We start from the raw sequence: 26,391 nt of genomic DNA, 5'->3' as shown, positions 1-26,391 counted from the left end.
TTTTTCTTCACTCTTCGTTCTTCACTCAAACAAGTCTCCCTGCATAATATTGCTTGTATACGGATTTCTGCCGAGATGCTCGTAGGCAAGCGGCGTTGCCATTCTTCCTCGCGGCGTGCGCTTGATGAAGCCCTCCATGATGAGGAACGGCTCATAAACCTCCTCTACGGTGCCGCCATCCTCGCCTATTGCCGTGGCAATGGTGCTTACGCCTACTGGGCCACCACGGAACTTGTCGATGATGGTGGTGAGAATCTTGTTGTCTATCTCATCCAAGCCATACTGGTCGATGTTGAGTGCCTTGAGCGCCATCTGGGCAATATCGTAAGTGATGGTTCCGTTGCCCTTTACCTGGGCAAAATCACGCACTCTTCTGAGCAGAGAGTTGGCGATACGAGGAGTTCCGCGCGAACGGCGGGAGATTTCCACTGCCGCCTCATCCTCTATCGGCACCTTCAGGAGCATCGCACTTCGCTTGATAATCTTCTGAAGCGTAGCCGGGTCGTAATATTCCAGATGCAGATTGATTCCGAAACGGGCGCGCAGAGGAGCTGTAAGCAGACCGCTTCTCGTTGTCGCTCCCACGAGGGTAAACGGATTCAAGTCTATCTGGATGCTGCGAGCCGAAGGACCCTTATCTATCATGATGTCGATGCGGTAATCCTCCATCGCCGAATAGAGATACTCCTCTACGACAGGCGAAAGACGGTGGATTTCATCGATAAAGAGCACATCGTTGGGCTCCAGCGAGGTAAGGATTCCCGCCAGATCGCCCGGCTTATCAAGCACAGGACCCGATGTAATCTTGAATCCTACGCCCAGTTCGTTGGCGATGATGTTGCTCAGCGTAGTCTTACCCAATCCCGGCGGACCGTGGAGGAGCGTATGGTCGAGTGGTTCGCCACGATATTTGGCAGCCTCAACAAAGACCTCGAGATTTTCTACCACGCCATTCTGTCCGCTGAAATCAGAAAACTTCAGCGGGCGCAGCGCCTTCTCGAATTCCTTTTCGGCAGGCGAAACCATTTCTTGTCTTATATCAAAATCTTCGTTCATTCTATGACTATTATCGATAATATGGGTGCAAAGTTACACATTTGTTGCGGAATTAAAGAAGAAAAGCCGAATTATTTTGCCCATGATTTTGCACAATCCCAAAAGATTCGTGCAGATTTGCAAGCGTTACCCTATAAAAATGTTATAATTTATCATTTTCTTACAGAATAATTTGTTTATCCGATAGAAAAGACGTACTTTTGCACTCGATATTGAAAGCGAGGAAAGAAATAAATAAGAGAGAAATATCAGGATTTTAAAAGAAATAGAATTATGCTTAAGTTATTTCAAGGGCTCAGCAAGCTGCTGGCCAATTACACATCTATCTTCGTGATAGGTGTTGCAGTGTTCACATTCTTCTTCCCACATACCTTCGACTGGGTGCGCGGAACTACTCAAACCGTCATTCTCGGCATCATCATGCTCACTATGGGTCTGACCTTGACCACCAACGACTTCAAGATTTTGGCTCAGCGCCCGCTGGATGTCTTCATCGGAGCCTGTGCCCAGTTTATCATCATGCCTGGCGTGGCTTACACCCTGGTTCATGTGTGGCATCTTGACCCAGCCCTGGCACTCGGAATCCTGCTGGTAGGTTGCTGTCCGGGCGGCGTTTCGAGCAACATTATGAGTTATCTGTGTCATGGCGACGTAGCTTTCTCCGTAGGAATGACCTGCGCCTCTACCATTCTTGCACCGGTGATGACTCCGCTGCTGATGAAGATTACGGCAGGCGAGATTATCCATGTAGATGCTGTGGGAATGTTCATCAACATCCTCATCGTAACGATTATTCCTGTAGCCATCGGCTGCGCCCTCAACTATATTTACGGCAAGAAAGACTGCTTCCCTACCATCCAGAGTCTGATGCCGGGCATCAGCGTTACGTGTCTGGCAATCATCGTAGGCGGTGTGATTTCTACGGTTCATGATGACCTCGTAGCTCGCGGCTTATCGCTCTTCCTCTGGACTTTCGCCGTGGTTTTCTGCCACAACACGCTGGGTTATCTTCTCGGTTGGCTTGCCGGCAAATGTGCCGGATTCAATACTGCCAAGAAGCGTACCATCAGTATTGAGGTAGGAATGCAGAACGCCGGTCTTGCCACGGTACTGGCTGGCAACTTCTTCGCAGCCCAGCCTCTCGCCGTATTGCCTTGCGCCATCAGCTGCGCCTGGCACAGCATTTCCGGCACCATCCTTGCAGGAATCTATCTGAAATGGGACCATCTGCATGAGAAGAAGTAAATGACTTCTGAAAAAGATAAATACAAAAAAGGTCGTGAGATTTCTGATTGAACCTCACGACCTTTTCTTATATCATTACCTCACGGGGTTAACAGGTTAACAGTTAACAGCCGTTTTTTCTATAGTTACATGAGCAAAGCACTTGAATTATTCACTCTTCGTTCTTCACTCTTCACTTAACTACTTCCCCGTAGTCAGCAGCTGCACGGCTCGCTGAACTATCTCGTTTGTCTCATTCCAAACCTGGAAGTATTGGCTCATATCCCAGATATCTCGCGCTACAAGGGCTTTCAGCTGCAGGGCGAGGTATTTCTTCGTCTGAATTAATTCAGCCTCATCCTTCGGCTCTATCTTCTCCTTCTTGCCCTCGGCGATAATGCCATCTATCAGCGAAGAAGGAACCTCGTAGGTGGCGAGGAACTTATCGAAATCCTTATACTGGCTCTTCAGCTCCTTACGATGCGCATCGATGAACTTCAGACTGTGGTTGATGACGATGCTCTTGGCAGCCAACTGACGGTGCATCTTGGTGTACTTGGTTGTATCCAGCGGCACGAAATAATCTGGCATGATTCCACCACCACCATAAACTACACGATGCTTGCGCAAGGTATAATACTTCAGACTGTCTGAAAGATGGATGCTGTCCTGATTGGTGAACTCGCCATGCTTGTAACGCTTGTCCAGATCCATCGCATAATCCAACCTGTCACCTTTCTTATATGGCTTCTGGATACATCTGCCGCTAGGCGTATAGTAATGGGCGATGGTGAGACGAATCTCGCTGCCATCATCGAAGGTCAGCGGACGCTGCACCAATCCCTTGCCGAAGGTTCTGCGACCAACCACTACGCCACGGTCTTGATCCTGGATGGCTCCGGAAACAATCTCGGCGGCAGAAGCGGTAAACTCATTGGTGAGCACCACCACCTTGCCCTTGCGCCATCTACCGTTAGCCTGCGCCTTATATTCCTGACGAGGCGCAGCACGACCGCTGGTATAAACGATGAGATCGCCCTTCTGCAGGAACTCGTTGGCAATCTGAGCCGCAGCCTGAAGATAGCCTCCGCCATTATCCTCAAGGTCGAAGATAAGGTCCTTCATTCCCTTCTTTTTCAGCGAATCCATCGCTATTGTAACCTCTTTATGACTGGTAAGACCGAAACTTCCCAATCGGATGTATCCGATGCCCGGACGAATCATATAAGCCGCATCCATCGTAGTTACCGGAATTTTATCGCGCTTTACCTTGAAGATGAGTTTATCCTTGATGCCACGGCGCACAATGGTAAGGTTCACCGTTGTTCCCTTAGGACCACGAAGGCGCTTCATGATTTCCTCCTTGCTCATCTTAACGCCCGAAATGGCAGTATCGTTTACAGCCACAATGCGGTCGCCGGCAATGATTCCCACCTTCTCAGAAGGTCCGTTCGTAACCGGCTGGATAACGAGCAGCGTATCATCTACCATGTTAAACTGCACGCCAATGCCATCAAAACTGCCGTTCAGCGGCTCGTTCATCGCCTTGGTTTCCTTGGCTGTAGCGTAAGAAGAATGAGGGTCGAGCTTTTCGAGCATGCCTCGGATGGCGTCCTCTACGAGCTTATTCTCATCCACACTATCCACATAAAGGTTGGTAATGGCGATTTCAGCCCTTCCCAACTTCTCTATCGGGCTGTTCTTGCCCATCTTGATACGCAACTGGGCACTGGCAGAAGTTACTGCCAGAAATGCTACCAGTGCTAAGAATAGATATTTCTTCATTTTTTTAAACTTCGTTCTTCACTCTTCACTTCATTTAATCCAGCGGTGCTGAGTCTTCCTCCGGAATATCCTCTTCTATCACCAGATTTTCGATGATGAAGTTCTGGCGCTCCATCGTGTTCTTACCCATATAATATTCCAGCAGTTTCTGCACCTGATCGGTTTTATGCAGCGTAACCTGCTCCAATCGCATGTCAGGACCGATGAAATGGGCGAATTCATCAGGCGAAATCTCTCCCAATCCTTTGAATCGGGTGATTTCAGGATCAGGGCCCAAATCGCGAATCGCCTGCTGGCGCTCCTCATCGCTGTAACAGTAATGCGTGATGAAATCGCTCTTTTTCTCCTTGCTTCCCAGTTTCGCATCCGCATCAGCCACCGCCTGCTTGTTCTTGATCTTGGTTCGCTTGTTGCGCACTCGGAACAATGGGGTCTGAAGCACGTAGACATGGCCCTTCTTGATGAGATCTGGGAAGAACTGAAGGAAGAAGGTGATGATGAGCAGGCGGATGTGCATTCCGTCGACATCCGCATCGGTTGCCACAATCACCTTGTTGTAACGCAAAGAATCCAAGCCGTCCTCTATATCGAGAGCCGCCTGAAGCAGATTGAACTCCTCGTTCTCATAAACCACCTTCTTGGTAAGACCGAAACTGTTGAGCGGTTTACCACGCAGAGAGAACACCGCCTGGGTATTCACATCGCGGCTCTTGGTGATGCTTCCGCTGGCAGAATCGCCCTCGGTGATGAAGATAGAACTCTCCTCCTTGCGCTCGTTCTTGGCGTCGCTGAAATGGATGCGGCAGTCTCGGAGCTTGCGGTTGTGGAGATTCGCCTTCTTGGCACGCTCACGGGCGAGTTTGGTAACGCCCGCCATCGCCTTGCGCTCGCGCTCACTCTCCTTGATCTTGTTCTCCAGAATCTCAGCCACATCCTTGTGGATATGGAGATAGTTGTCTACTTCCTTCTTCAGGAAATCGCCCACATACTTATTGATGGTTTCGCCACCATTCGGCGTCATCGTAGTACTTCCGAGCTTAATCTTGGTCTGACTCTCGAAGACCGGTTCTTCTACGTTGATGGCAATGGCAGCCACCAGTCCGTTTCGGATGTCTGCATACTCATACTTGCCGTAGAACTCCTTGATAGTTTTGGCTATATGCTCCTTGAAGGCACTCTGATGCGTACCTCCCTGGGTGGTGTGCTGACCGTTGACGAAGGAATAATACTCCTCGCCATACTGGTTGGTATGGGTGAAGGCAATCTCGATGTCCTCGCCCTTCATGTGGACGATGTCGTAGAGACCTTCATTGGTCATATTATCGCTCAGCAAATCCTGCAGACCATGGCGGCTCAAGATGCGGCGGCCATTGTGCATGATGGTGAGTCCGGTGTTCAGATAAGTATAGTTGCGGAGCATCGTTTCCACGAAATCATCGTGGAAGGAATAGTTCTTGAACAGGGTATTATCCGGCTCGAAGAAGATAAAGGTACCGTTCTCGTCCTCAGTATCTTCCATCGTGTCGCTCTTCAGAATACCTTTCTCAAACTTCAGATGGCGCACCTTTCCGTCGCGGTACGACTTTACTTCGAAGTGGGAACTGAGGGCATTGACCGCCTTCACACCCACACCGTTCAGACCGACGCTCTTCTTGAACGCCTTGCTGTCGTACTTACCACCGGTATTCAGCACACTTACAGCCTCAACGAGCTTGCCCTGAGGAATACCACGGCCATAGTCGCGCACGCTGACACGCAGATTGTCCTCGATATCGATTTCCAGACGGGCACCTGCGCCCATCTTGAATTCATCGATAGAGTTGTCTACCACCTCCTTCAAGAGCACATAAATACCATCTTCCGGCAGATTTCCATCTCCCAGACGGCCGATGTACATACCCGGACGGGTACGCACATGCTCCATATCGCTCAAGTGGCGGATGTTATCATCAGTATATTCTACCGGCTGCTGCTCCTGAGGGGCATTGGTAAGCTCATCAGCGGCATTCAATTCGCTGTTACCTAAGTTTTTATCTTCAGACATGATTTCCTCCTTAGTTATTCTTATTTATTTTCTTATAACATAGCAAATGATGTTGCAATATTCTGTTTATCAGATAATTGCCAACACAACAATTACTATTTACCTGATACTCTTAATATAGCAGTTGCGGCGCTTGTGAAGGACTGGATCCAAGACGCCCCATTGTCCCTGCACGGCAGCATTATCTTCCATTTCCACCTGTGTTTCTCCCCACTCGATTCCATACTTCTGATAGATAGGAATCAGGTCGGCAAAGAGCAGCGCATTGGCACCCTTAGCACGGTATTCCGGCTGGATACCGATGAGCAGAAGGTCGACAATCTTGGTTTTATGGAACTTGATGGCGCGCAGCAGATGCCACCAGCCAAAAGGAAGCAGCCTGCCCCTATGACACTTCTGCAGAGCTCTGGAAAGGGAAGGCATCGTAATACCGATACCTATCATCTTATGATCCTCGGTAGTCCAGTCTTCTATGGCTGTTACAAAGTTCAGGTCGAGCAAAGACAGATACATCTTGATGTACTGGTCTATCTGCTTCTGTGAAAGTTCGGAATAACCATAGAGATGCTTGTATGTATCATTGATGAGGTCGAAAATCTTCTGTCCGTATCCGCCCTGATAAATATCCTTACGGGTAAGTTTGCGGACATGGAGATTGTATCTTTTCTCTATCATCGCCGCTATCTTGGAATATTTCTCCGGGATGGTATCTGGCACCATCAGTTTATACTCTACATACTTATTATCTACGGTAAAACCCTCCAGAGCCTCAATGTGCTCCGGATAATATGAATAATTATAAATGGTAGGCATGGTGCCTAGCTGGTCAAAGCCCCAGGTAAGCATGCCTTCCGGATCCATATCGGTAAAACCCAGCGGACCTACAATATCTTCCATTCCCTTCTCCTTACCGTATTTCTCTACAGCATCGAGAAGAGCCTTGGAAACCTCGCGGTCGTCAATGAAATCAATCCAGCCGAAACGGACCGATTTCCTGCCCCATTTATTGTTTGCCTTATGATTGATAATGGCAGCGACGCGACCTGCCAGCTTGCCGTCCTTATAGGCAAGAAAATACTCCGCCTCGCAGAACTCGAACGCTGCGTTCTTGTCCTTGCTCAGAGTATTCATGTCGTCGCTGAAAAGATTAGGCACATCATATTCGTTGCCTTCGTAGAGGTCGTAATGGAAGTCGATGAACGTCTTCAAGTCCTTCTTTGTTTCGACCTTTTTAATTTCTATTAATGACATGATTTTCAAACTAGTTTGCAATATTATAAATGCAAAAGTAGCAATATTTTGGCAAATTACCAAATATTGCTACTTTTTTTGCAGTTTTTTAGGGGTTAATTTTTAATTACAGCTCCCAAACTAGCCTATATCACCCATTTAGTGGTGGTTTTGGCGGAATATCTTTACCTGATAATTTTAAGCACTGACGAAAAACTAACACTCTCCAAGGAATCACAATAAGAAAAAGCTCGATCATCTATTCTCCCCAACACTGGCGAGAAGTGCGAAGTGTCGGATGAAGCGAAAGATGGTTCATCCAATGAGTAGTGAAATTATGAGGGTGGAGTCGATTACAGAAGACAATATGGAGTCAAATTGCTCCATGACCCGAAAATATTCCTCCAAAAGGAGTGAGTTTCTCAGATTTAATTTGTATCTTTGCCATGCCATATCAGAGTTTTGCTTGTTTTCTTTTCGCAACATTAAGATAAGTGAAAATTCTGACATAGCAAAATCCAGAGTAACTTTTTGTTGCTCAGGCGCTTAAAAAGTTTAATCAATAATAGTGTTGCGGAATTAATGGAATAACCAGAAATGAAATTGAAAAGACATCTACTGACAGCTGCCCTGACACTCTTTTGCCTATCGGCAGCTAACGCCCAACTGCTAAGAACAACGGTGGAGCAAGGAGAAATTGAAGGTGTGGAACATGAAGGATTCGCCCTATACAAGGGAATCCCATACGCAGAAGCACCAGTGGGCAACCTCAGATGGAAAGTCCCAGTGAGCAAGAAGCCTTGGAAGGGAGTATTCAAAGCAGACAAATGGAGAGACCGTCCACCACAGCCCATCGACCCTAACCAAAATGGTGGTGAGCAGGGCATGAGCGAGGACTGCCTATACCTCAGTGTGGAAACGCCAGCCAAGAGCAAGAATGACAAACTCCCTGTATTTGTGATGATTCATGGAGGAGCCTTTCTTACTGGCTCCTACAGTGGAACTCAGGAAAGCTTTGTCAAGGAAGGCATCATCTATTGCAGTATAGAATACCGCTTGGGAGCCTTGGGATTCATGGCACATCCAGAGCTGAGTAAGGAATCAGGCAAGAACATATCTGGTAACTATGGTATCCTTGATCAAGTGATGGCCTTAAAATGGATTCACGACAATATCGCTGCCTTCGGCGGAGACCCTGACAAGATTACCATTGCAGGAGAATCTGCCGGTGGTATCTCGGTAAGTATACTATGCGCCTCTCCCCTTGCCAAGGGACTCTTCCGAGGAGCCATCAGCGAAAGTGGTAGCTCCTTCTGGCCTGTGGGTGAAAGCAGAAATGGTAACACTGCCATGCTCACCACCAAAGCGGCAGAAGCAGGTGGACTTCTCCTTCAAAAGAGACTCAAGGCTAAGAACTTGAAGCAGCTAAGAAAAGTTCCTGCTATGGACATCGTGAAGAATACCGACTTTGAGTCCTTCTGGCCAAACGTTGACGGCTACTCCATCACCGATGACCAGTATAAGCTCTATGAAAAGGGAAACTACAATGATGTAAATGTCATCATAGGAACCAACAGCGACGAAGGAAGTATGTTTAGCCGCCCTGTCAGTGTAAGTGACTATGAGAAAAGAATCCATGAGATATATGGAAGCTGGGCAGACCAGGTTCTCAGTCTCTATCCTGCCAAGACAGAGGAAGAAACCTACTTCGCCCAATCCGACATTTTCCGTGATGGCTCCTTTGCATGGGGAACGTATGCCTGGGCTAACCTGCAGAGCAAGACCGGCAAGGGCAAGGTGTATATGTATTACTTTGACCAAGACTCAGAGAACACCATCGTGAAAAGCCGCAAGGGAGGAGCCAGCCATGTGGCAGAGATGCCATTCATCTATGGCTATAAGTTTGGCCCAGGAAAGATGACCGAGACGGAGCAGCACATGGAGCAAATCATGTCACGCTACTGGATCAACTTTACCAAGACAGGCAATCCAAACGGGAATAGCCTTCCTTTCTGGACTACCTACCAGGAAGGTAAACCAACGGTGATGATTATGAAGGAAGGACTGCATTTGGGTCCTGTTCAAAATCAAAAGCAAATGGACTTCTTCGAGAAGTTCTTCAAGGAAAAAAGAAAATAATACGTCAAGTTCCAAGTGGCCTTTCTCCCACTTGGAACTTTTTCATTAAAGAGATAAAACGCCACATTGTTCACCATAAAATGGCGCATAGATACGAATGCTCGCATAATGCGGATGTTTGCTTCAACAGCAGTCGATGACTTCAAAACTCCACTAAGCATGGCAACTCCTTGCTCTGTGAAAGCATAAGGCAGTTTTCTTACACCGCCCCAACTTGAAGTCGCAAATTGCGACTTCAAGTTATCAAATTCATTTGGGGTCAATTGAAACATAAAGTCTTCAGGGAAACGTTCTATATTACGTTTTACAGCTCATTCAACCTTCTTGTTTCTACTCCATACAGCTCAGCCAAGTCACGGTCAAGCATCACTTGTTGTCCTCTGATAACTCGTATCAGAGACTCCACTTTATTTTCTACAGACAATTGCTATCCTTCCACCTGTTCCAATTCCTTTTCCTTTGCCATTTCCTTTGGTCTTGAATATTTTGGTAAAGATACAACTATTATTGGATACAAGCAAGGATTTTCTAGAATGTTTTTGTTTGAGGTGTCAAATTGGAACCTCAAACGATACAATAGGATGGTTTCAAAGTCGCAATTTGCGACCTTGAAGAAGTTTGGAAGTCGCAATTTGCGACTTCCAAACACAAATATTACTTGATAGCTATCTTCAAGTCATTACCCCTTATCTTAGCTATGACGATGCTTTCATTCGGCTTAGCGAAATGAAGGACACCTTGCACCGCCTTGGCGTTTCCGAGATTCACGCCGTTTACAGAATAGAAGGTTACCACCTCTCCATCATTCAGGCCAGAAATGGTAATGTCGCTATCCGTCGTTACCATTACCCCTCTTGTTTTCACAAGATTGATGTTATTGGTATCGTCGCCGCCCTCGGCATTGAGCCAATAGAGGGTTGCCGTCGCCTTATCCGATGCCTTATAGCCATCTGCTGTCGCATAGACCGAAATGTCCAACTTACCATTCAGCAGTACTTTCCCGTCGGTATTATACTTATCGGTTGCCACATCAGCATCCTTGATGGTATAGTGGTATTCTGCGCCTGGTGTTGAGCTTTCGAAAGAAAGGTTGCCAGAAGTATAGGCAATGGTTGGAGCAGAACAAGGTTCTGGGTCTTTTGGTTCTTGTGGGCCTTCACTATCAATAGTTTTTATAGCACCAAAATCTTTCCATACATCAGCTGTCCTATAGGCGTCATATGAACCATTTGGAACATACAATGTACAATTATTAAAATCAAATTCTTCAAAGACAGCAAGGCTTATTGCTATTGGCTTTGCCCAAAAACATGATAACGCCTTCAAATTTTCACAACCAGAAAACACTCCTCTGCCTATAGCATTAACACTCTCAGGAATTGATACATAATAAAGAGAAGAACAGTTTGCAAAAGCACCCTGGTCTAATTTCTCTATTTCATTTGGTAAAACTGCCTTTTTTAGAGAAGAACAATTATCAAAAGCAAAACTCCCTATAGTCTTCAATCTTGCAGGAAATTTCACATTTTCCAACGATGTACAATTGTAGAAAGCTCCCCAACCAAGTTCATTAATCTCATCGTTGAATTCTACAGATATTAGTGATGCACAACCGTAAAAAGCCCAATTATTAATTATTTCAACCGTTTTGGGGAATGTTATTGTTTTAATGTACCCACAATTATAAAAAGCATTATCTTTTATAACTTTCACTGAATTAGGTATTACTAAATTTGTTATTTCTTCACCATTAAGAAGAAGATGTACTGCTGTACACCAGTGAGTATCTTGAGAAATGTTCATCCATGATTCCAAACTAGGTATATCAATATTAGAAAGAGCATTACAATTTTTAAATGCATCTTCACTTATACTTGCCAATTTTGTTGGAAACTTTATATAATCCAATTTCGAGCAATAATTAAAAGCCTGACTAGAAATTTCATTTAATTCATCAGGAAGTTCTACTTTTTTAAGATTTTCACAGCCCATAAAGGTTCTAAATTCTATTGTTTTCACACTCTTTGGAATCACTATCTTTTGCAGTGATGAACAATAATAAAACGCCTCGCTTCCAATCGCTTCAACCTTTGAAGACAATTCTACATCTGTTAAGTTAGAGCATTTTTCAAATGCATGATTACCAATCTTTGTTATACCGTCACCCAATTTTACATATTCTATCTTGCCACAATGAGAAAGGAAATAATCACATTGCAAACTAGAAGGCCACGAGCCTAATGATACAGAAGAACCATATTCTGAACGACAGTACGCCTCTCCTCCTTCGCCAAAGGTTGCCTCTGTCATGTCTAATCGACACAAATTTCCTGCTGTTTTTTTATTATAAAAATCAGCCCCTGCCATCTCACGAACAAAACGAACATCGGTTCCATTCAATTCACCTATTATTTTCAAATCAGTAATACGGTCTTTATCCGCATCAGAAATCTTATCAGGCAAAGTACCCGGCTCTTCCACATTAACCACAACTTGCTCTGTAATCAAGTCATCAGCGAAAACAAAGACGTTGCAAAGCAACATCCATAAGACTAAGAAAAGTCTTGAGAAATTAAATTGTTTCATACCCTTAGGTTTAAATTATTATTATTTGTTTATAATTTCAAATTCATTTTCTAGCAGTTTGTCTATCCCTGCATCAACTAAACGTTTATGGAATACTTCATCTACTAACGCTTGACAATTAAGGATTTGAAGTTCTTCTTTTGACATTTGCGCCAATAGAATTTTACAATATTTCTCTTCCTTCACTTCTTCAAGCAAGGAAAGAATCACATCAAGAAAACGAAAATAACGCTCAGCCACAAAAGTTTTATGCACCACCAATAGTTCATAGCAACTCTTGTACCTAACCTTTTCTGTAACATTTACTTTCATCTCTTCGTAGTTTTTAAGACTAAGACCATATCTATAATTAACACGTTTGCAATAACAATTTTCAACAGCTTCTTCAGTCTGTTCTGTCACATCAAAAGCAGCTAAGTAGCTTTCCAATTTTCCAAACATATATTGGTCATCCATTATACCGATGAATTTGGATTTAGATAACGATTTAATCATATAACCAATATCTCGCCAAGCCATAGCAAAAGCAAGTTCACCTTGATATACTTTCTGCTTAAAAAGCACACCCTCCAAGTCCTCGCATTTAAACCAAACGCTTTCCAGGGCTTTAGTCCTTTGATTCAAAAGGTTATAGAATGTGATTTCAAAACGTTCTTGTTTGAAAGAACGATTTTGAGAAACCAATGTTGCATATAGCAGGATACCACTGAATGCAGCAGCGACTCCGCTAAGAATATCTCCATAGCCAGACAACCAGCTATTTTTCCCTTCATACATCAGGCAAAAGCAAATCAATGCTAGTAATACCATTATCAGTATAGCAATTACTAGCTTATAACAAGACTCTCGCAAAGGTTTGCAGATACTCATATTGTCAATTGTATTAGCCAAGAATCCCCAACTGGCGATTAATATACTTTTAGCAGACGGCAAAATAAAAAAACGTGGGATTCTACCTGTTACCCGTCCCACGAATCGAGGCCTTCGCATTGCCCACACAGTTGAACGAGCAACGTCGAAGCCCACGCCGATATGTATACACTTCTCCCTATACGGATATAAGACTCATCGCAAGAAGCAATAAGCCATACCAGTAAAGGGATGCGAAATATATCACATCCCGAGGGCATCTACCGTTGCAATGCTCAAGACTGTGTACGAAGTTTGCGAAGTTCCGATTCGTCAAGAACAAAGCGTCAAGTAAACGCCTTTATATTATGTCGTGACACCTTTATCCCACTTACCTTTTCTCCCATCTTAGCACAAGAAAGTCGCTTAAAGCGGCTCCAAATGCCTCGACACGGCGTGAGCGAGTATGGTATCGGTTGCAAAGGTAATGAAAAAAATGATTACTCACGTATATTTAGTTGATTATTTTTCATAGTTAGGATAAAAACTGATGTTTGAGCGCATTAAGAAGCTTTATTGCGCCCATACACCTATTTAAAACATCAAGAAAGAGCTTGGAAATCTCCTTATCCTATGCTTTCTCCGTTATCATCAACACATGGCTTTCGTCGCTCAATGTAGTGGCGAAAATATAGGTTTCACCACCATCTTTCAACTTCAATCGCTTGCGCAATTCTGCCACGGAGAGGGGGAAGTTGCGGGTAGCGATGTTCGCCTTGGTGATTCCTGACAGATGACGCTTCAACTCCTTTTTATTAAAGGAGGATACGGCGATGATGCGGAAACTTCTGCCGGGGAAGACGGCGATAGGCTCACGGCTCACGAAAAGATGACTGTTCTTGGAAAGCATCCTGGCTCCATATCGCTCAGATAAGACGCTGAAACAGCCGGCTTTCATCAGAGAGGCATTCGGCTCGTAAAGATACTGCATCTCTTCAAGGGTGGATAGCGCTATCTTCACCGAAGAAGACTCCATATCCAACTCATCGCAGATGAAGGATTGCGCATCGTTGATGCAATAAATGCGGAGATTCCCTGCGTCCGCAGCATCTTCTATGTGCCCAGAATCTTCTGCTGATGGCAAAACAGAACCATCATTCCGGACAGGGAAGGAATTGCTGCCCACCTTTTCGCCCATATTTCGAGCAGAGAGCACTAAAAGGAGTTCCTTGCACTCATTATTCACGGAGATAATATGAACCTCTTGTACGCAGTTTAATTCGCTTACCGCACGGTGCCAATCGAGCATCGGAGAGAGTTTGATGATGACGTAATCTGCCTTCGAAAGCATTTCTTCCTGCAAAAGGGTTACATCGGGCGTGCAATCTTTCAAGGATACTACCTTGTTGCCCGCATCGTCTCTACGGGCAGGATCTATGAAGATCAGCTTAAGACCAAGCTTGGTCTTAAGTAATGACAGGGGTTGGTCATAAATGAAGCCTAAAGAATCTGATGCAGCATCATCCTTCTTTGAAGCAAAAGAATGCAGAACCTCTATTCCGTCTCCATTCTTCACTATGGCATTCTTCAAGCCCAACCGCCCAAAGTTTTCCTTCGCTGCTTCACAGAGATGAGCCTGACGCTCCACATACATCGACTTCACGCCCAATCGGGAAGCGATGTAAGAGAAGTCTACTCCGAAGCCGCCGGTCAGGTCAACAAACCCGGTTTCTTCAGAAAAATCTCCTTTATGAGGTTCTTCTTTTATTTCATTAACATTCTCTTTTGATTCTGTTAATATCTGTTGCTTTTTGCAAGTGGCTTCATTTTTGGCGAATTCTGAATCAACTGCCCCTTTGCCCGCAAATTCGCAAATTTCAGAAAGATGAAGATTTGAGGCGTTTTCGCTCTCCTTCTCCTTTTCTTCTCCGTTTTCGGATGATGAAGGAGACAAACCGAGCAGTCGGGCAGCGAGTTCAGCCTTATAAAGTGCCGTTTGTTCTGACGAACATTGCTCCATCGAAATATGAGGGGGATAGATAATGCCATCGATGCTTGCCCAACGGGGCAGTTTCACACGAGCCATCTTTCGCCCACGAATCTGGTCGAGAGCGAAAGGCATATCTACCTCGGGATACTTGCTGCCGAGGAAAGCCAACTGGCGAACATCATCGTCCTGATGCTGGCGGATAAAATCGAGCGTTGCTTGGTTCATTATTTCTGTTGAGTGATTCGTCATTACATTACTTATTCTTAATAACCGCAAATTTACGATATTCTGATGAGATTACAAAATATTTCTCAGAATATCTGATAATTTACTCAAATTTCGCATGTAAACTCCCACGCCCTGAACCAACGGTCACCGGAGCGTAGCGGAAAGGTAAAGGGCAAAAGCTTTAAAATACCGGGCAATATACAAAGCTTTTGCCCTTACAGGGCGCCTTGCTGATTGCCATTATACCCAGGGCGATGCCCTGGGCTAGGAGCTTCTGCCCTTACAGGGCGTATGGGGCAAAACTTGCGAAAGCTCAGTACATAACTATCGGAGATAGAACAACTGACTAGGAAAAACAGAAGGCTGGCAGAAGAAAAACAGCATACTGGCAGAAGGCAAACAGCCGACTAGCGCAACAGAGGCTAGTCGGCTGTTCCTGTATAACAGTTTGCCAAACATCCTTTCTCTTATTTCAAGAGAAACACGGTTGGCAGGAATATCGCAATCAGCTCTTCACTCTTCACCTTTCCAACATAAAGAGCTGAAACACAATATATTACATAGGTGAAGAGATTTTCGGCACTCTTCACCCACTCTTCACCCACTCTTCACCACTCTTCACCTTTTACGATTTTGGGAAAGGTATAAACGCAGAGCCGCTTAGCTGTCAACAGCCTAAAAAGGTGAAGGGCGGGTGAAGAGTAAAAAAGCACTCTTCACCCACCCAACTTCCTATCCTTCAGCTACTTACACCCAAAAGGTGAAGAGTGAAGAGTTGTTGGGAAAATTCTCTCGCATCCGTAAAGATGCAGAGAGAATTTTCCGGTGTCTCAAAAGAAACGATGGATTAGTCAGCCAACTTAGCCTTCAAGAACTCACGGTTCAAGCGGGCGATGTTAGCGATAGACTCGTTCTTAGGACAAACAGCCTCGCAAGCACGAGTGTTTGTACAGTTACCGAATCCGAGCTCATCCATGCGTGCAATCATCTTCTTAGCACGGGCAGCAGCCTCTACACGACCCTGTGGGAGAAGTGCCAGCTGGCTAACCTTTGAGCTGACGAAGAGCATAGCAGAACCATTCTTACATGCAGCAACACAAGCACCGCAACCGATACATGTAGCGCAATCCATTGCCTCGTCTGCATTCTCCTTAGGAATCAGGATAGCGTTGGCATCCTGAGCCTGACCAGTACGGATGCTGGTGTAACCACCTGCCTGGATAATCTTGTCGAATGCTGAACGGTCTACCATACAGTCCTTGATGATAGGGAAACCAGCAGAACGCCAAGGCTCAACGGTGATTACGTCACCATCGTTGAAACGACGCATGTAGAGCTGACATGTTGTAGCACCACGCTCAGTCTTACCGTGAGGTGTACCATTAATATAGAGAGAGCACATACCGCAGATACCCTCGCGGCAGTCGTGGTCGAAGACGAAAGGCTCCTGACCTGACTCGATGAGCTCCTCGTTCAAGATGTCGAGCATCTCGAGGAATGAAGTATCATCTGGGATGTTCTTCATCTCATGTGTATCGAAGTGACCCTGTGCTGTAGGACCGTCCTGCTTCCAATACTTAACTGTGAAACTTATATTTCTTGCCATTGTCTTGTTCGCTTTTTAATTCTTGTAATTTCTTGTCTGTACCTTAATTGCCTCATACTCGAGAGGTTCCTTGTTGAGCACTGGAGCAGTTGTATCATTGCCCTGATACTCCCAGCAACCTACGTAGAAGAAGTGCTCATCATCACGCTTAGCCTCGCCTTCCTCTGTCTGGTACTCCTCACGGAAGTGACCACCACAGCTCTCGTTGCGGTGCAATGCATCGTAAGCGATCAACTCGCCCATCAAGATGAAGTCACGCAAGTGGATAGCCTTATCCAACTCTACGTTCAAGCCTTCCTTCTTGCCAGGGATGAAGAGGTTCTTGTTGAATTCCTCGCGGAGAGCCTTCATCTTCTTCAAGCCTTCCTCAAGACCTTCCTTGGTACGACCCATACCTACGTGCTCCCAAAGGATGTGACCCAACTCCTTGTGGATAGAATCTACAGAGCGCTTGCCCTGGATACCCATCAGGCGGTCGATTTCCTTCTGAACACCTGCCTCTGCCTCTGCGAACTCTGGGAGATCGGTAGAGAGCTTTGGCCACAATGCCTGGTCGGCCAAGTAGTTCTGGATAGTGTATGGCAATACGAAGTAACCGTCAGCCAAACCCTGCATCAAAGCAGATGCACCAAGACGGTTAGCACCGTGGTCAGAGAAGTTACACTCACCAATAGCGAAGAGACCAGGGATAGTGGTCATCAACTCGTAGTCAACCCAGATACCACCCATTGTATAGTGGATAGCAGGGAAGATCATCATTGGGTTGTAGTACTTCACGCCGTTAATCTCGTTAGCCAACTCACCTGGGTTAACGTCAGTAATCTCCTCATACATATCGAAGAGGTTGCCATAACGCTGCAGGATAACGTCGATACCGAGACGGTTGATAGACTCAGAGAAGTCGAGGAATACGGCAAGACCAGTGTTGTTGACACCGAAGCCCTTGTCGCAACGCTCCTTAGCTGCACGAGAAGCCACGTCACGAGGAACCAGGTTACCGAATGCTGGGTAACGGCGCTCCAAGTAGTAGTCGCGGTCTTCCTCAGGAATATCAGAACCCTTCTTTGTACCAGCCTGCAATGCCTTAGCATCCTCAATCTTCTTAGGAACCCAGATACGACCATCGTTACGGAGTGACTCTGACATCAAAGTCAACTTACTCTGGTTTGTACCGTGAACAGGGATACATGTAGGGTGAATCTGAACGTAAGATGGGTTAGCGAAGTCAGCACCCTTGCGGTAGCACTGGATAGCTGCTGTACAGTTACAACCCATAGCGTTTGTAGAAAGGAAGTAAGCGTTACCATAACCACCGGTAGCGATAACTACGGCGTTGGCAGAGAAACGCTCCAACTTACCTGTAATCAAATTCTTAGCGATGATACCACGAGCGTGACCGTCAACGATCACAATATCCTCCATCTCGTAACGGGTGAAGAGCTTAACCTTACCTGCCTCAACCATGCGGCTCAAAGAAGAGTAAGCACCGAGGAGGAGCTGCTGACCTGTCTGACCCTTAGCATAGAATGTACGAGATACCTGAGCACCACCGAAAGAACGGTTAGCCAGCATACCACCGTACTCACGAGCGAAAGGAACGCCCTGAGCTACACACTGGTCGATGATGTCGTTGCTCACCTCAGCCAAACGGTAAACGTTAGCCTCACGAGCACGGTAGTCACCACCCTTTACAGTATCGTAGAACAGACGGTAAACAGAGTCACCATCATTCTGATAATTCTTAGCTGCATTGATACCACCCTGTGCTGCGATAGAGTGAGCACGACGTGGAGAGTCCTGGATGCAGAAGTTCAAGATATTGAAGCCCATCTCGCCGAGAGAAGCAGCAGCAGAAGCACCTGCCAAACCTGTACCTACAACGATAACGTCGAGCTTTAACTTATTCTTTGGGTTAACCAAACGCTGGTGAGCCTTATAGTTGGTCCACTTCTCAGCAACTGGTCCTTCAGGTATTCTAGAATTTAATGTTTTTGCCATAATCTTTTTTAATACTTAAATGATTACACGAATTATGCGCAGCACAAAGATGGAGCGCAACCGAAAGCGAATGCCAATACAACTACGATGAAGAGGAGAAGCAGGATGGTAGAATAAATCATACCGATCATCTTCCAACGGCAGAACCAAGTCTTACCGCTCCAACCGAGAGTCTGAATAGCACTCCAGAAACCGTGAGTGAGGTGGAACCAAAGAGCTACCAACCAGATGATGTAGAGAACTACGAACACTGGGTTAGCGAAGGTGTCCTGAATGAATGCGAAGCCGTCTGCTGGGCTGTGGCCGAAGCTTGTACCCAAAAGCTCTGCAAACATCATGTTGTACCAGAAATTAAAGAGGTGAAGCAACAAACCGAGAACGATGATGATACCGAGCACCAACATGTTCTGGCTAGCCCACTCTACTTTCTCTGGCTTTGCTGTTACCTCGTAACGCTGGTTACCGCGAGCACGACGGTTCTGTGCCGTCAGGATGAAAGCGTAAACGATGTGACAAACTGCCAAAGCTGCCAAACCCAAAGTTGCAACTACGGCGTACCAGTTAGCACCCAACAACTCGCAGATTGTGTTGTAAGCTTCTCCAGAGAAAAGCGCAACAACATTCATGCAACCGTGGAATGTCAAGAATAGAATAAGAGCGATACCAGTTACTGACATCACTACCTTTCTACCAATAGATGAATTGATTAACCACATAAATGATTGAAATTTAATTATTTAACTGTTTGAAACTAATTTATATTCCACACTTTTCGTCCCTGCAATACCTATTTTTTGGCATTCTGCAATCCTCATTTCTAGGTATATTTTCGCAAGTCTGCTGCAAAATTACTATATTTTAATGATTTATCAAAGTATTTTTGCTAAAATTTCGATTTTATTTCTTACTTTTGCCGAAAATTAGAAAAAATATAGATTAAACGAAGTATGAAATTCAATTATGACGTGCTCGTTATCGGTGGAGGACATGCCGGATGCGAGGCTGCTGCAGCCTCTGCAAACATGGGTGCCAAAACCTGTTTGATAACGATGGATATGAACAAGATTGGTCAGATGAGTTGCAACCCCGCCATCGGAGGTATTGCCAAGGGACAGATTGTGCGCGAAATCGATGCTTTGGGCGGACAGATGGGTATCGTAACGGATAAAACCGCCATCCAGTTCCGAATGCTCAACATCGGAAAGGGTCCTGCCGTATGGAGCCCCCGTGCCCAATGCGACAGAGGAAAGTTTATCTGGGAATGGAGAACCATCCTCGACCATACCGACAACCTCGACATCTGGCAAGACCAGGCTGACGAACTGCTCGTAGCTAACGGAGAAGCCATCGGCGTAAAAACCATCTGGGGAGCCGAATTCTATGCCAAGAGCATCATCATCACCGCTGGAACATTCCTCAACGGACTGATGCATATAGGAAGAAAGATGGTAGAAGGCGGAAGATGCGCCGAACCTGCCGTACACAACTTTACGGAGAGCATCACCCGATGGGGTATCACTACAGCCAGAATGAAAACCGGAACTCCGGTCAGAATAGACAAGAGAAGTGTTCATTTCGAAGATATGGAAGAACAGCCGGGCGACAGCGATTTCCACCAGTTCTCTTACATGGGAGAACATCGGGTTCTGAAACAATTGCCTTGCTGGACTTGCTACACCAACAAGAAGGTACACGAAACTTTAAAAAGCGGTCTCGCTGACTCACCTTTATATAATGGTCAGATTCAGAGTACCGGTCCACGTTACTGTCCGAGTATAGAAACAAAGCTCGTCACCTTCCCCGACAAGGATCAGCATCCGCTCTTCCTGGAACCGGAAGGCGAAGATACGAACGAGATGTATCTGAACGGTTTTTCTTCGAGCATGCCGATGGATATCCAGCTGAATGCACTTCACGAGATTCCTGCTTTGAGAGATGCCAAGATTTACAGACCGGGATACGCCATCGAATACGATTACTTCGACCCTACCCAACTCAAACATTCACTGGAGTCGAAAATCATCAAAGGTCTCTTCTTTGCCGGACAGGTGAACGGAACCACCGGTTATGAGGAAGCAGGAGGACAGGGAACCGTGGCCGGAATCAACGCAGCCTTGCATTGTGTTGGCGACAAAACATTCGAGATGAACCGCGATGAGAGTTATATCGGCGTACTCATCGATGATCTCACCACAAAGGGAGTTGACGAACCATACCGTATGTTTACCTCCAGAGCCGAATACCGCATTCTGCTCCGTCAGGACGATGCCGATGCCCGACTCACCGAAAAAGCATACGAACTCGGAATTGCCAAGCGCGACCGTTACGACTGGTGGATAGAGAAAAAAGAAGCCATCGGAAGAATCATTGAATTCTGCGCCAACTATCCTATCAAGAAGGATGAGATAAATCCAAAACTGGAGGCGCTCGGCACTACTCCACTTCGCGCTGGCTGCAAGCTCATCGACCTCATCGCTCGTCCGCATCTGAACCTCACGAATCTTTCGGAGATTATTCCGGACCTGAAGGCTGCACTGGAAACACCAGCCAACCGAAAGGAAGAGATAACGGAAGCTGCAGAAATCAAGATGAAGTACAAAGGTTACATCGAACGAGAGCGTCTCATCGCCGATAAGATGCACCGATTGGAGGACATCAAGATAAAGGGCCGTTTCAACTATTCCGAACTCCACGAAATCTCCACAGAAGGACGCCAGAAACTCGAGCGCATCGACCCGGAAACCTTGGCACAGGCAAGCCGAATTCCGGGCGTATCACCAAGCGATATCAACGTGATGCTTGTATTACTCGGAAGATAAGCCGTTTCACAGCGAAAAACAAGGGATTTCCCAATGTTTCACGTGAAACAGACTATCAACAAAACATTTGATGCTCAACCGCTTAAGAAAGGTTGCATCAAGTGTTTTGCGGTTAAAGTAAAACTTCAGCAATTTGTGAAACAAAAGCGGATAAAATCGAGTAAAAGGCAAAAACGAACGGGCAAAAAGCCCATAAAAAGGAACAAGGAAAAAGGACAAAATAAGTATTAATTTAAAGCATAAAAAGTAATGAACAATCAGCTATTATTAGACAATCTGCGTTGCATTCCAGATTGGCCAATCAAGGGTGTAAACTTCCGCGATGTATCAACCCTTTTCAAGAATCCTGCATCTTTAAAAGAGATCAGCGATGAGATGTACGAACTCTACAAAGACAAAGGAATCACCAAGATTGTAGGCATCGAATCACGCGGTTTCGTAATGTCTTCTGCCCTCGCTATTCGTCTCGGAGCCGGCGTAGTTTTATGCCGCAAACCGGGCAAACTTCCATGCAAAACCGTACAGGAAAGTTATGCTAAGGAATATGGCATCGATACCATCGAAATCCACGAAGATGCAATCAATGAGGACGACATCGTACTCCTCCACGACGACCTCCTTGCCACCGGTGGAACCATGAAAGCAGCATGCGACCTGGTAAAGAAATTCCATCCGAAAAAGGTATATGCCAACTTCATCATTGAACTCGTAAACGAGAATTTCGAAGGCAGAAACTCCTTTGATCCAGACGTTGAAGTAACTACTTTATTACAGTTATAAGCAGCAAAAATACTGCAAGAAATACTGCGAGAATGCAGCAAGGAAGCAGCAAGGAAGCAGCAAGGAAGCAGTAAAAGACACTAGAGCGTTGCCGTTTCACGTGAAACAGTAACGCTCGTTTTCCCTTTAAAAACAAGTAAAATATGACGAAACAAGAGAATGAGGAGCGCTTGGCAAGGCTTAAAAACATAGTTTTAAGTATGCCGGAAAAGCCAGGAAGCTACCAATATTACGACGAAAATCATACGATTATATATGTGGGAAAGGCGAAAAATCTGAAGAGAAGAGTATCTTCCTACTTCCATAAAGAGGTAGACAGATACAAGACAAAGGTGCTTGTTTCTAAGATTCACGACATATCTTATACAGTCGTAAACACAGAAGAAGACGCACTTTTGCTCGAAAACAGCCTGATCAAAAAGTATAATCCAAGATACAATGTCCTGCTGAAAGACGGCAAGACATACCCCTCTATATGCGTAACAAACGAGTATTTTCCACGCATTTTCAAGACTCGTCATATCAATAAAAAAGTGGGAACCTTCTTCGGTCCTTATCCTCATATCGGCAGCATGTATGCCGTTTTAGAGGTCATCAAGAAGCTTTATAAGCCCCGCACCTGCAGAATGCCTATCACCAGAGAAGGCGTTGCCGAAGGCAGATACAAGCCGTGTCTGGAGTATCATATCCACAACTGCGGAGCACCCTGCATCAACAAGCAGAGCTATGAAGAATATCAGGAAAACATGCGCCAGGCACGTGAAATTCTGAAGGGAAACACGCGGGAAGTAAGCAAATATCTCTACGATTTGATGATGAAAAATGCCGAACTTCTACGTTTTGAAATAGCCGAAGAATATAAGAAAAAGTACCAATTACTGGATGAATTTGAGGCAAAAAGCGAGGTAGTAAGCCATACCATTACAGATGTAGATGTCTTCACCATCGTAAATGATGATGCCAACAAAAACGCCTTCATCAACTATATTCACGTAAAAAACGGAACCATCAACCAGAGCTTTACCTACGAGTATAAGCGCAAGCTGGAGGAGAGCGACGAGGAACTTCTGATTACTGCCATTCCAGAAATCAGAGAGCGTTTCCACTCCACATCGAAGGAGATAATCGTGCCCTTCGAAATGGAATGGAATCTGAAAGATGCAACCTTCTTCGTACCCCAAAGAGGTGACAAAAAGCACCTTCTGGAGCTGTCGGAAATGAACTGCAAGCAGTATAAATTCGACCGTCTGAAGCAGGCAGAAAAACTCAATCCGGAGCAGAAACAGACCCGATTGATGAAGGAATTACAAGCAAAACTGAAGCTTCCAAAGCTGCCTTATCAGATAGAATGTTTCGATAATTCCAACATATCCGGTACTGATGCCGTGGCAGGTTGCATCGTATATAAAGGTATGAAACCATCCAGAAAAGACTACCGTAAATACAACATCAAAACGGTGGAAGGACCTGATGATTACGCATCCATGCAAGAGGTGGTAAGACGCCGGTACAGTCGCATGATAGAGGAAGAAACAGCACTTCCAGACCTCATTATTACCGATGGTGGAAAGGGTCAGATGGACGTAGTAAGAGAGGTTATTGTTGACGAATTACACCTGGATATTCCTATCGCAGGACTGGCCAAGGACGACCGCCATCGGACCAACGAACTTCTCTTCGGATTCCCACCTCAAACCATAGCCCTACCACCCGAGAGTGAGCTGTTCAAAGTTCTGACACAGATACAGGATGAGGTGCACAGATACGCCATCACCTTCCATCGCGACAAGCGCAGCAAGCATGCTCTTCACTCAGAATTAGACGATATCAAAGGCATCGGTCCAAAGGCTAAAGAAGCCCTTCTGAGCAAGTTTAAGAGCGTGAAAAAGATGAAAGAAGCATCCTTGGAACAACTTTCAGAAGTATTAGGCCCACATAAGGCAGAAATTCTTTCAAAATATTTCGAAGAAAAAGGCGAGAATATGAAATAAAAGTTGTATATTTGCAGTTCAAACTATACTATATATATTAATAATAAAAAGAAGAACAGAACCGAAGCAAGCATTCCACAAATGCTATTCATAAAGTTCTATGTTCAACATTCAAAGTTCAAAGTAGTAATATGAGAATCGTAATACAGCGTGTCTCTCACGCCTCAGTTACCATCGAAGGAGAGGTTAAATCTGCCATCAGACAAGGCTATCTGATCCTTCTGGGAATAGAGGAAAGCGACACTTCAGAAGATGTAGACTGGCTGGTCAGAAAGGTAATCGGACTCCGTGTTTTCGACGACGAAAACCACGTTATGAACCGCTCCATCATGGATATAAATGGTGAGATTCTGGTCATCAGCCAGTTCACCCTATTCGCCAGCTACAAGAAAGGAAACCGCCCAAGCTGGCTCAGAGCAGCCAAGCACGAAATCAGCGTTCCACTCTATGAGGAGTTCTGCAAAAAGCTATCCGATGCACTCGGAAAGCCAGTAGGAACAGGCGAATTTGGTGCTGATATGAAGGTAGATTTACTGAACGATGGACCGGTAACCATCATGATGGATACTCACAACAAGGAATAATGCCCTACCCTGAAAGAAAGGCATCTTTCCCCATAAAAGAATTAGGAAGATGACAATAAAAGAAGCACAAGAAGCTGTAGATCAGTGGATTAAAGAATATGGCGTACGCTATTTCAGCGAACTTACCAATATGGCTTGCCTCACAGAAGAAGTGGGCGAACTGGCACGCGTCATTGCCCGAACATACGGTGACCAGAGTTTCAAGAAAGGCGAGAAACCTAACTTGGGCGAAGAGATGGCCGATGTTCTTTGGGTGCTTATCTGCCTGGCAAATCAGACAGGGGTTGACTTGACAGAAGAACTCCAGAAGAGTTTTGACAAGAAGACCAAAAGGGATTCTGAAAGACATAAAAACAACCCAAAACTATCTGAACATCAGGAAGATAAAGAACAAGATAACAAGAATTAAAATTGCTATTCATATAAAAACTTAACTTTAATAATTATATAAATAACATTAAGTATGAGCAGTATTAAAGAACAGGTTCTTGCACAGCAGGGACAGTATAAAGAGTCAGACGACAAGTATTTATCAGTTTTGAAGCAGTACAACTGCAACCTCAACGATGAGGAAGTAGCTGCTGCAGTAAAGAAGATTCTCGATGAGAAGGTAGCAGAGAATGAGACCATGGAGGTCAAGAAGTTCCTCTTCGGTAGCATCGAGTTGACTTCTCTCCATACAGAAGATACAGAAGAAAGCATCCTGAAGATGATTGAAAAGGTGAACCAGTTTGCCAAGGATTATCCTCAGCTTCCTCACGTAGCAACCGTATGCACCTACCCTAACTTCGCAGGACTTATCAGCCAGAGTCTGGAGGTTGACGGCGTAGAAATCGCTGTAGTAAGCGGCAATTTCCCATCCTCTCAGACCTTTATCGAGGTAAAGATTGCAGAAACCGCTATGGCTATCAAGGATGGTGCTACAGAGGTGGATATCGTAATGCCTGTTGGCAAGTTCTTCAGCGAAGATTACGAGGGTCTCTGCGATGATATTCAGGAACTCAAGGAGACATGCGGAGAGCATAAGATGAAGTGCATTCTGGAGACAGGCGATCTGAAGAATTGCAGCAACATCATGAAGGCTTCTATCCTCGCAATGTACTCAGGTTCTGACTATATCAAAACCTCAACAGGCAAGGAGAAGGTCTCAGCTACCCCTGAGGCAGCATACGTTATGTGCCAGGCTATCAAGGCATATTACGAAAAGACTGGCATTCAGATTGGTTTCAAGCCTGCAGGTGGTATCAATACCGTTCATGATGCCGTAGTTTACTACACCATCGTGAAGGAAGTTTTAGGCGAGAAATGGCTGACCAACCAGTGGTTGCGCCTCGGCACATCACGCCTGACTAACCTCCTCTTGAGCGAAATTCTGGGCAAGGAAATCAAGTACTTCTAAAGATAATTTCAAAGTAACATTAAACATACTTAGAAAGATAGTTTTAAAGTACCATTTAAGATACTTCTAAAGAGAATTCTAGA

The 26,391-nt window shown here is 45.3% G+C and carries 19 protein-coding genes and 2 pseudogenes; 9 read left to right on the top strand and 12 right to left on the bottom strand.

Translation table 11 applies throughout. The annotated features are described in order from the left end of the window. Positions 1-21: 21 nt before the first annotated feature. A complete protein-coding gene (gene ruvB, locus ONT18_RS12905) occupies positions 22-1,056 on the bottom strand; it encodes a Holliday junction branch migration DNA helicase RuvB (RefSeq protein ID WP_117587145.1) in 1,035 nt (344 codons plus the stop codon). Positions 1,057-1,059: 3 nt separating this feature from the next. Here ruvB and ONT18_RS12900 point away from each other — a divergent pair, with 3 nt between their 5' ends. Then, positions 1,060-1,227, top strand: coding sequence for a hypothetical protein (locus ONT18_RS12900; RefSeq protein ID WP_264905886.1), 168 nt, complete (start codon positions 1,060-1,062; stop codon positions 1,225-1,227). A 102-nt stretch (positions 1,228-1,329) separates the two neighbouring features. Beyond that, complete coding sequence (locus ONT18_RS12895) at positions 1,330-2,301, top strand: bile acid:sodium symporter family protein (RefSeq protein WP_006848929.1); 972 nt, start codon at positions 1,330-1,332, stop codon at positions 2,299-2,301. A 180-nt stretch (positions 2,302-2,481) separates the two neighbouring features. Here the strand turns inward: ONT18_RS12895 and ONT18_RS12890 are convergent, their stop codons facing one another. From ONT18_RS12890 to ONT18_RS12875, 4 genes and pseudogenes are all read right to left on the bottom strand, one after another. Continuing rightward, entirely contained in the window at positions 2,482-4,065 is a 1,584-nt protein-coding gene (locus ONT18_RS12890) for a S41 family peptidase (RefSeq protein WP_254971338.1), read from the bottom strand. 34 nt (positions 4,066-4,099) lie between these two features. Then, positions 4,100-5,989 (bottom strand): DNA topoisomerase IV subunit B, encoded by a 1,890-nt coding sequence (locus ONT18_RS12885; RefSeq protein ID WP_234699126.1) that lies wholly within the window; start codon positions 5,987-5,989, stop codon positions 4,100-4,102. Between the two features lie 219 nt (positions 5,990-6,208). Then, the gene (locus ONT18_RS12880) at positions 6,209-7,360 is read right to left on the bottom strand and encodes an N-acetyltransferase (RefSeq protein WP_118139749.1); all 1,152 of its coding nucleotides are present in this window, start codon (positions 7,358-7,360) and stop codon (positions 6,209-6,211) included. A 262-nt stretch (positions 7,361-7,622) separates the two neighbouring features. Beyond that, positions 7,623-7,787, bottom strand: a pseudogene (locus tag ONT18_RS12875) (IS1380 family transposase); the annotation flags it as partial. A 149-nt stretch (positions 7,788-7,936) separates the two neighbouring features. Here ONT18_RS12875 and ONT18_RS12870 point away from each other — a divergent pair. Then, the gene (locus ONT18_RS12870) at positions 7,937-9,478 is read left to right on the top strand and encodes a carboxylesterase/lipase family protein (protein ID WP_264905885.1); all 1,542 of its coding nucleotides are present in this window, start codon (positions 7,937-7,939) and stop codon (positions 9,476-9,478) included. 68 nt (positions 9,479-9,546) lie between these two features. On the opposite strand, the pseudogene ONT18_RS12865 reads toward ONT18_RS12870, so the two are convergent. The 7 genes and pseudogenes from ONT18_RS12865 to ONT18_RS12835 all read right to left on the bottom strand — a co-directional run. Next, positions 9,547-9,902, bottom strand: a pseudogene (locus ONT18_RS12865) (ORF6N domain-containing protein); the annotation flags it as partial. Positions 9,903-10,132: 230 nt separating this feature from the next. Next, entirely contained in the window at positions 10,133-12,064 is a 1,932-nt protein-coding gene (locus ONT18_RS12860) for a leucine-rich repeat domain-containing protein (RefSeq protein ID WP_264905884.1), read from the bottom strand. A gap of 21 nt (positions 12,065-12,085) precedes the next feature. Next, positions 12,086-12,874, bottom strand: coding sequence for a hypothetical protein (locus ONT18_RS12855; RefSeq protein WP_264905883.1), 789 nt, complete (start codon positions 12,872-12,874; stop codon positions 12,086-12,088). Between the two features lie 670 nt (positions 12,875-13,544). Continuing rightward, positions 13,545-15,128: a class I SAM-dependent methyltransferase gene (locus ONT18_RS12850; protein ID WP_264905882.1), complete on the bottom strand. Its 1,584-nt coding sequence runs from the start codon at positions 15,126-15,128 to the stop codon at positions 13,545-13,547. 850 nt (positions 15,129-15,978) lie between these two features. Next, on the bottom strand, positions 15,979-16,737 hold the full coding sequence (locus tag ONT18_RS12845) for a succinate dehydrogenase/fumarate reductase iron-sulfur subunit (RefSeq protein ID WP_022120108.1): 759 nt from the start codon (positions 16,735-16,737) through the stop codon (positions 15,979-15,981). 15 nt (positions 16,738-16,752) lie between these two features. Beyond that, positions 16,753-18,735 carry a fumarate reductase/succinate dehydrogenase flavoprotein subunit gene (locus ONT18_RS12840; RefSeq protein WP_153073137.1) on the bottom strand — a complete coding sequence of 661 codons (1,983 nt, stop codon included), beginning with the start codon at positions 18,733-18,735 and terminating at the stop codon, positions 16,753-16,755. A 32-nt stretch (positions 18,736-18,767) separates the two neighbouring features. Further along, positions 18,768-19,451: a fumarate reductase transmemBrane cytochrome b subunit gene (locus ONT18_RS12835; protein WP_022120110.1), complete on the bottom strand. Its 684-nt coding sequence runs from the start codon at positions 19,449-19,451 to the stop codon at positions 18,768-18,770. Between the two features lie 231 nt (positions 19,452-19,682). Between ONT18_RS12835 and mnmG the strand changes: the two genes are divergently transcribed. The 6 genes from mnmG to deoC all read left to right on the top strand — a co-directional run bounded on the left by mnmG (position 19,683) and on the right by deoC (position 26,308). Continuing rightward, positions 19,683-21,554, top strand: coding sequence for a tRNA uridine-5-carboxymethylaminomethyl(34) synthesis enzyme MnmG (gene mnmG, locus ONT18_RS12830; protein ID WP_264905881.1), 1,872 nt, complete (start codon positions 19,683-19,685; stop codon positions 21,552-21,554). A gap of 249 nt (positions 21,555-21,803) precedes the next feature. Further along, entirely contained in the window at positions 21,804-22,334 is a 531-nt protein-coding gene (locus ONT18_RS12825; protein ID WP_022120113.1) for an adenine phosphoribosyltransferase, read from the top strand. A 143-nt stretch (positions 22,335-22,477) separates the two neighbouring features. Then, entirely contained in the window at positions 22,478-24,325 is a 1,848-nt protein-coding gene (uvrC, locus tag ONT18_RS12820; protein WP_264905880.1) for an excinuclease ABC subunit UvrC, read from the top strand. Positions 24,326-24,456: 131 nt separating this feature from the next. Next, a complete protein-coding gene (gene dtd, locus ONT18_RS12815; protein ID WP_117695101.1) occupies positions 24,457-24,909 on the top strand; it encodes a D-aminoacyl-tRNA deacylase in 453 nt (150 codons plus the stop codon). A 49-nt stretch (positions 24,910-24,958) separates the two neighbouring features. Next, positions 24,959-25,318, top strand: coding sequence for a nucleotide pyrophosphohydrolase (locus ONT18_RS12810; RefSeq protein WP_022120116.1), 360 nt, complete (start codon positions 24,959-24,961; stop codon positions 25,316-25,318). Between the two features lie 54 nt (positions 25,319-25,372). Continuing rightward, complete coding sequence (gene deoC, locus ONT18_RS12805) at positions 25,373-26,308, top strand: deoxyribose-phosphate aldolase (RefSeq protein WP_117729280.1); 936 nt, start codon at positions 25,373-25,375, stop codon at positions 26,306-26,308. Positions 26,309-26,391: the final 83 nt, after the last annotated feature.

Origin of the sequence: Segatella copri (genome assembly GCF_026015295.1) — a bacterium.
Classification (GTDB): domain Bacteria; phylum Bacteroidota; class Bacteroidia; order Bacteroidales; family Bacteroidaceae; genus Prevotella; species Prevotella copri_C.
Note: the sequence above shows the minus strand (reverse complement) of the source record. Positions and strands in the feature narration are given on the sequence as shown.

What these genes read in the sequence shown, in the direction of transcription:
- ONT18_RS12870 (WP_264905885.1), top strand. Translation starts at nt 7,937, where the DNA reads ATGAAATTGAAAAGACATCTACTGACAGCTGCCCTGACACTCTTTTGC.
- ONT18_RS12860 (WP_264905884.1), bottom strand. Translation starts at nt 12,064, where the DNA reads ATGAAACAATTTAATTTCTCAAGACTTTTCTTAGTCTTATGGATGTTG.
- ONT18_RS12900 (WP_264905886.1), top strand. Translation starts at nt 1,060, where the DNA reads ATGACTATTATCGATAATATGGGTGCAAAGTTACACATTTGTTGCGGA.
- ONT18_RS12890 (WP_254971338.1), bottom strand. Translation starts at nt 4,065, where the DNA reads ATGAAGAAATATCTATTCTTAGCACTGGTAGCATTTCTGGCAGTAACT.
- mnmG (WP_264905881.1), top strand. Translation starts at nt 19,683, where the DNA reads ATGAAATTCAATTATGACGTGCTCGTTATCGGTGGAGGACATGCCGGA.
- ONT18_RS12825 (WP_022120113.1), top strand. Translation starts at nt 21,804, where the DNA reads ATGAACAATCAGCTATTATTAGACAATCTGCGTTGCATTCCAGATTGG.
- ruvB (WP_117587145.1), bottom strand. Translation starts at nt 1,056, where the DNA reads ATGAACGAAGATTTTGATATAAGACAAGAAATGGTTTCGCCTGCCGAA.
- uvrC (WP_264905880.1), top strand. Translation starts at nt 22,478, where the DNA reads ATGACGAAACAAGAGAATGAGGAGCGCTTGGCAAGGCTTAAAAACATA.
- deoC (WP_117729280.1), top strand. Translation starts at nt 25,373, where the DNA reads ATGAGCAGTATTAAAGAACAGGTTCTTGCACAGCAGGGACAGTATAAA.
- ONT18_RS12855 (WP_264905883.1), bottom strand. Translation starts at nt 12,874, where the DNA reads ATGGTATTACTAGCATTGATTTGCTTTTGCCTGATGTATGAAGGGAAA.
- dtd (WP_117695101.1), top strand. Translation starts at nt 24,457, where the DNA reads ATGAGAATCGTAATACAGCGTGTCTCTCACGCCTCAGTTACCATCGAA.
- ONT18_RS12885 (WP_234699126.1), bottom strand. Translation starts at nt 5,989, where the DNA reads ATGGAGCATGTGCGTACCCGTCCGGGTATGTACATCGGCCGTCTGGGA.
- ONT18_RS12835 (WP_022120110.1), bottom strand. Translation starts at nt 19,451, where the DNA reads ATGTGGTTAATCAATTCATCTATTGGTAGAAAGGTAGTGATGTCAGTA.
- ONT18_RS12880 (WP_118139749.1), bottom strand. Translation starts at nt 7,360, where the DNA reads ATGTCATTAATAGAAATTAAAAAGGTCGAAACAAAGAAGGACTTGAAG.
- ONT18_RS12845 (WP_022120108.1), bottom strand. Translation starts at nt 16,737, where the DNA reads ATGGCAAGAAATATAAGTTTCACAGTTAAGTATTGGAAGCAGGACGGT.
- ONT18_RS12895 (WP_006848929.1), top strand. Translation starts at nt 1,330, where the DNA reads ATGCTTAAGTTATTTCAAGGGCTCAGCAAGCTGCTGGCCAATTACACA.
- ONT18_RS12810 (WP_022120116.1), top strand. Translation starts at nt 24,959, where the DNA reads ATGACAATAAAAGAAGCACAAGAAGCTGTAGATCAGTGGATTAAAGAA.
- ONT18_RS12850 (WP_264905882.1), bottom strand. Translation starts at nt 15,128, where the DNA reads ATGAACCAAGCAACGCTCGATTTTATCCGCCAGCATCAGGACGATGAT.
- ONT18_RS12840 (WP_153073137.1), bottom strand. Translation starts at nt 18,735, where the DNA reads ATGGCAAAAACATTAAATTCTAGAATACCTGAAGGACCAGTTGCTGAG.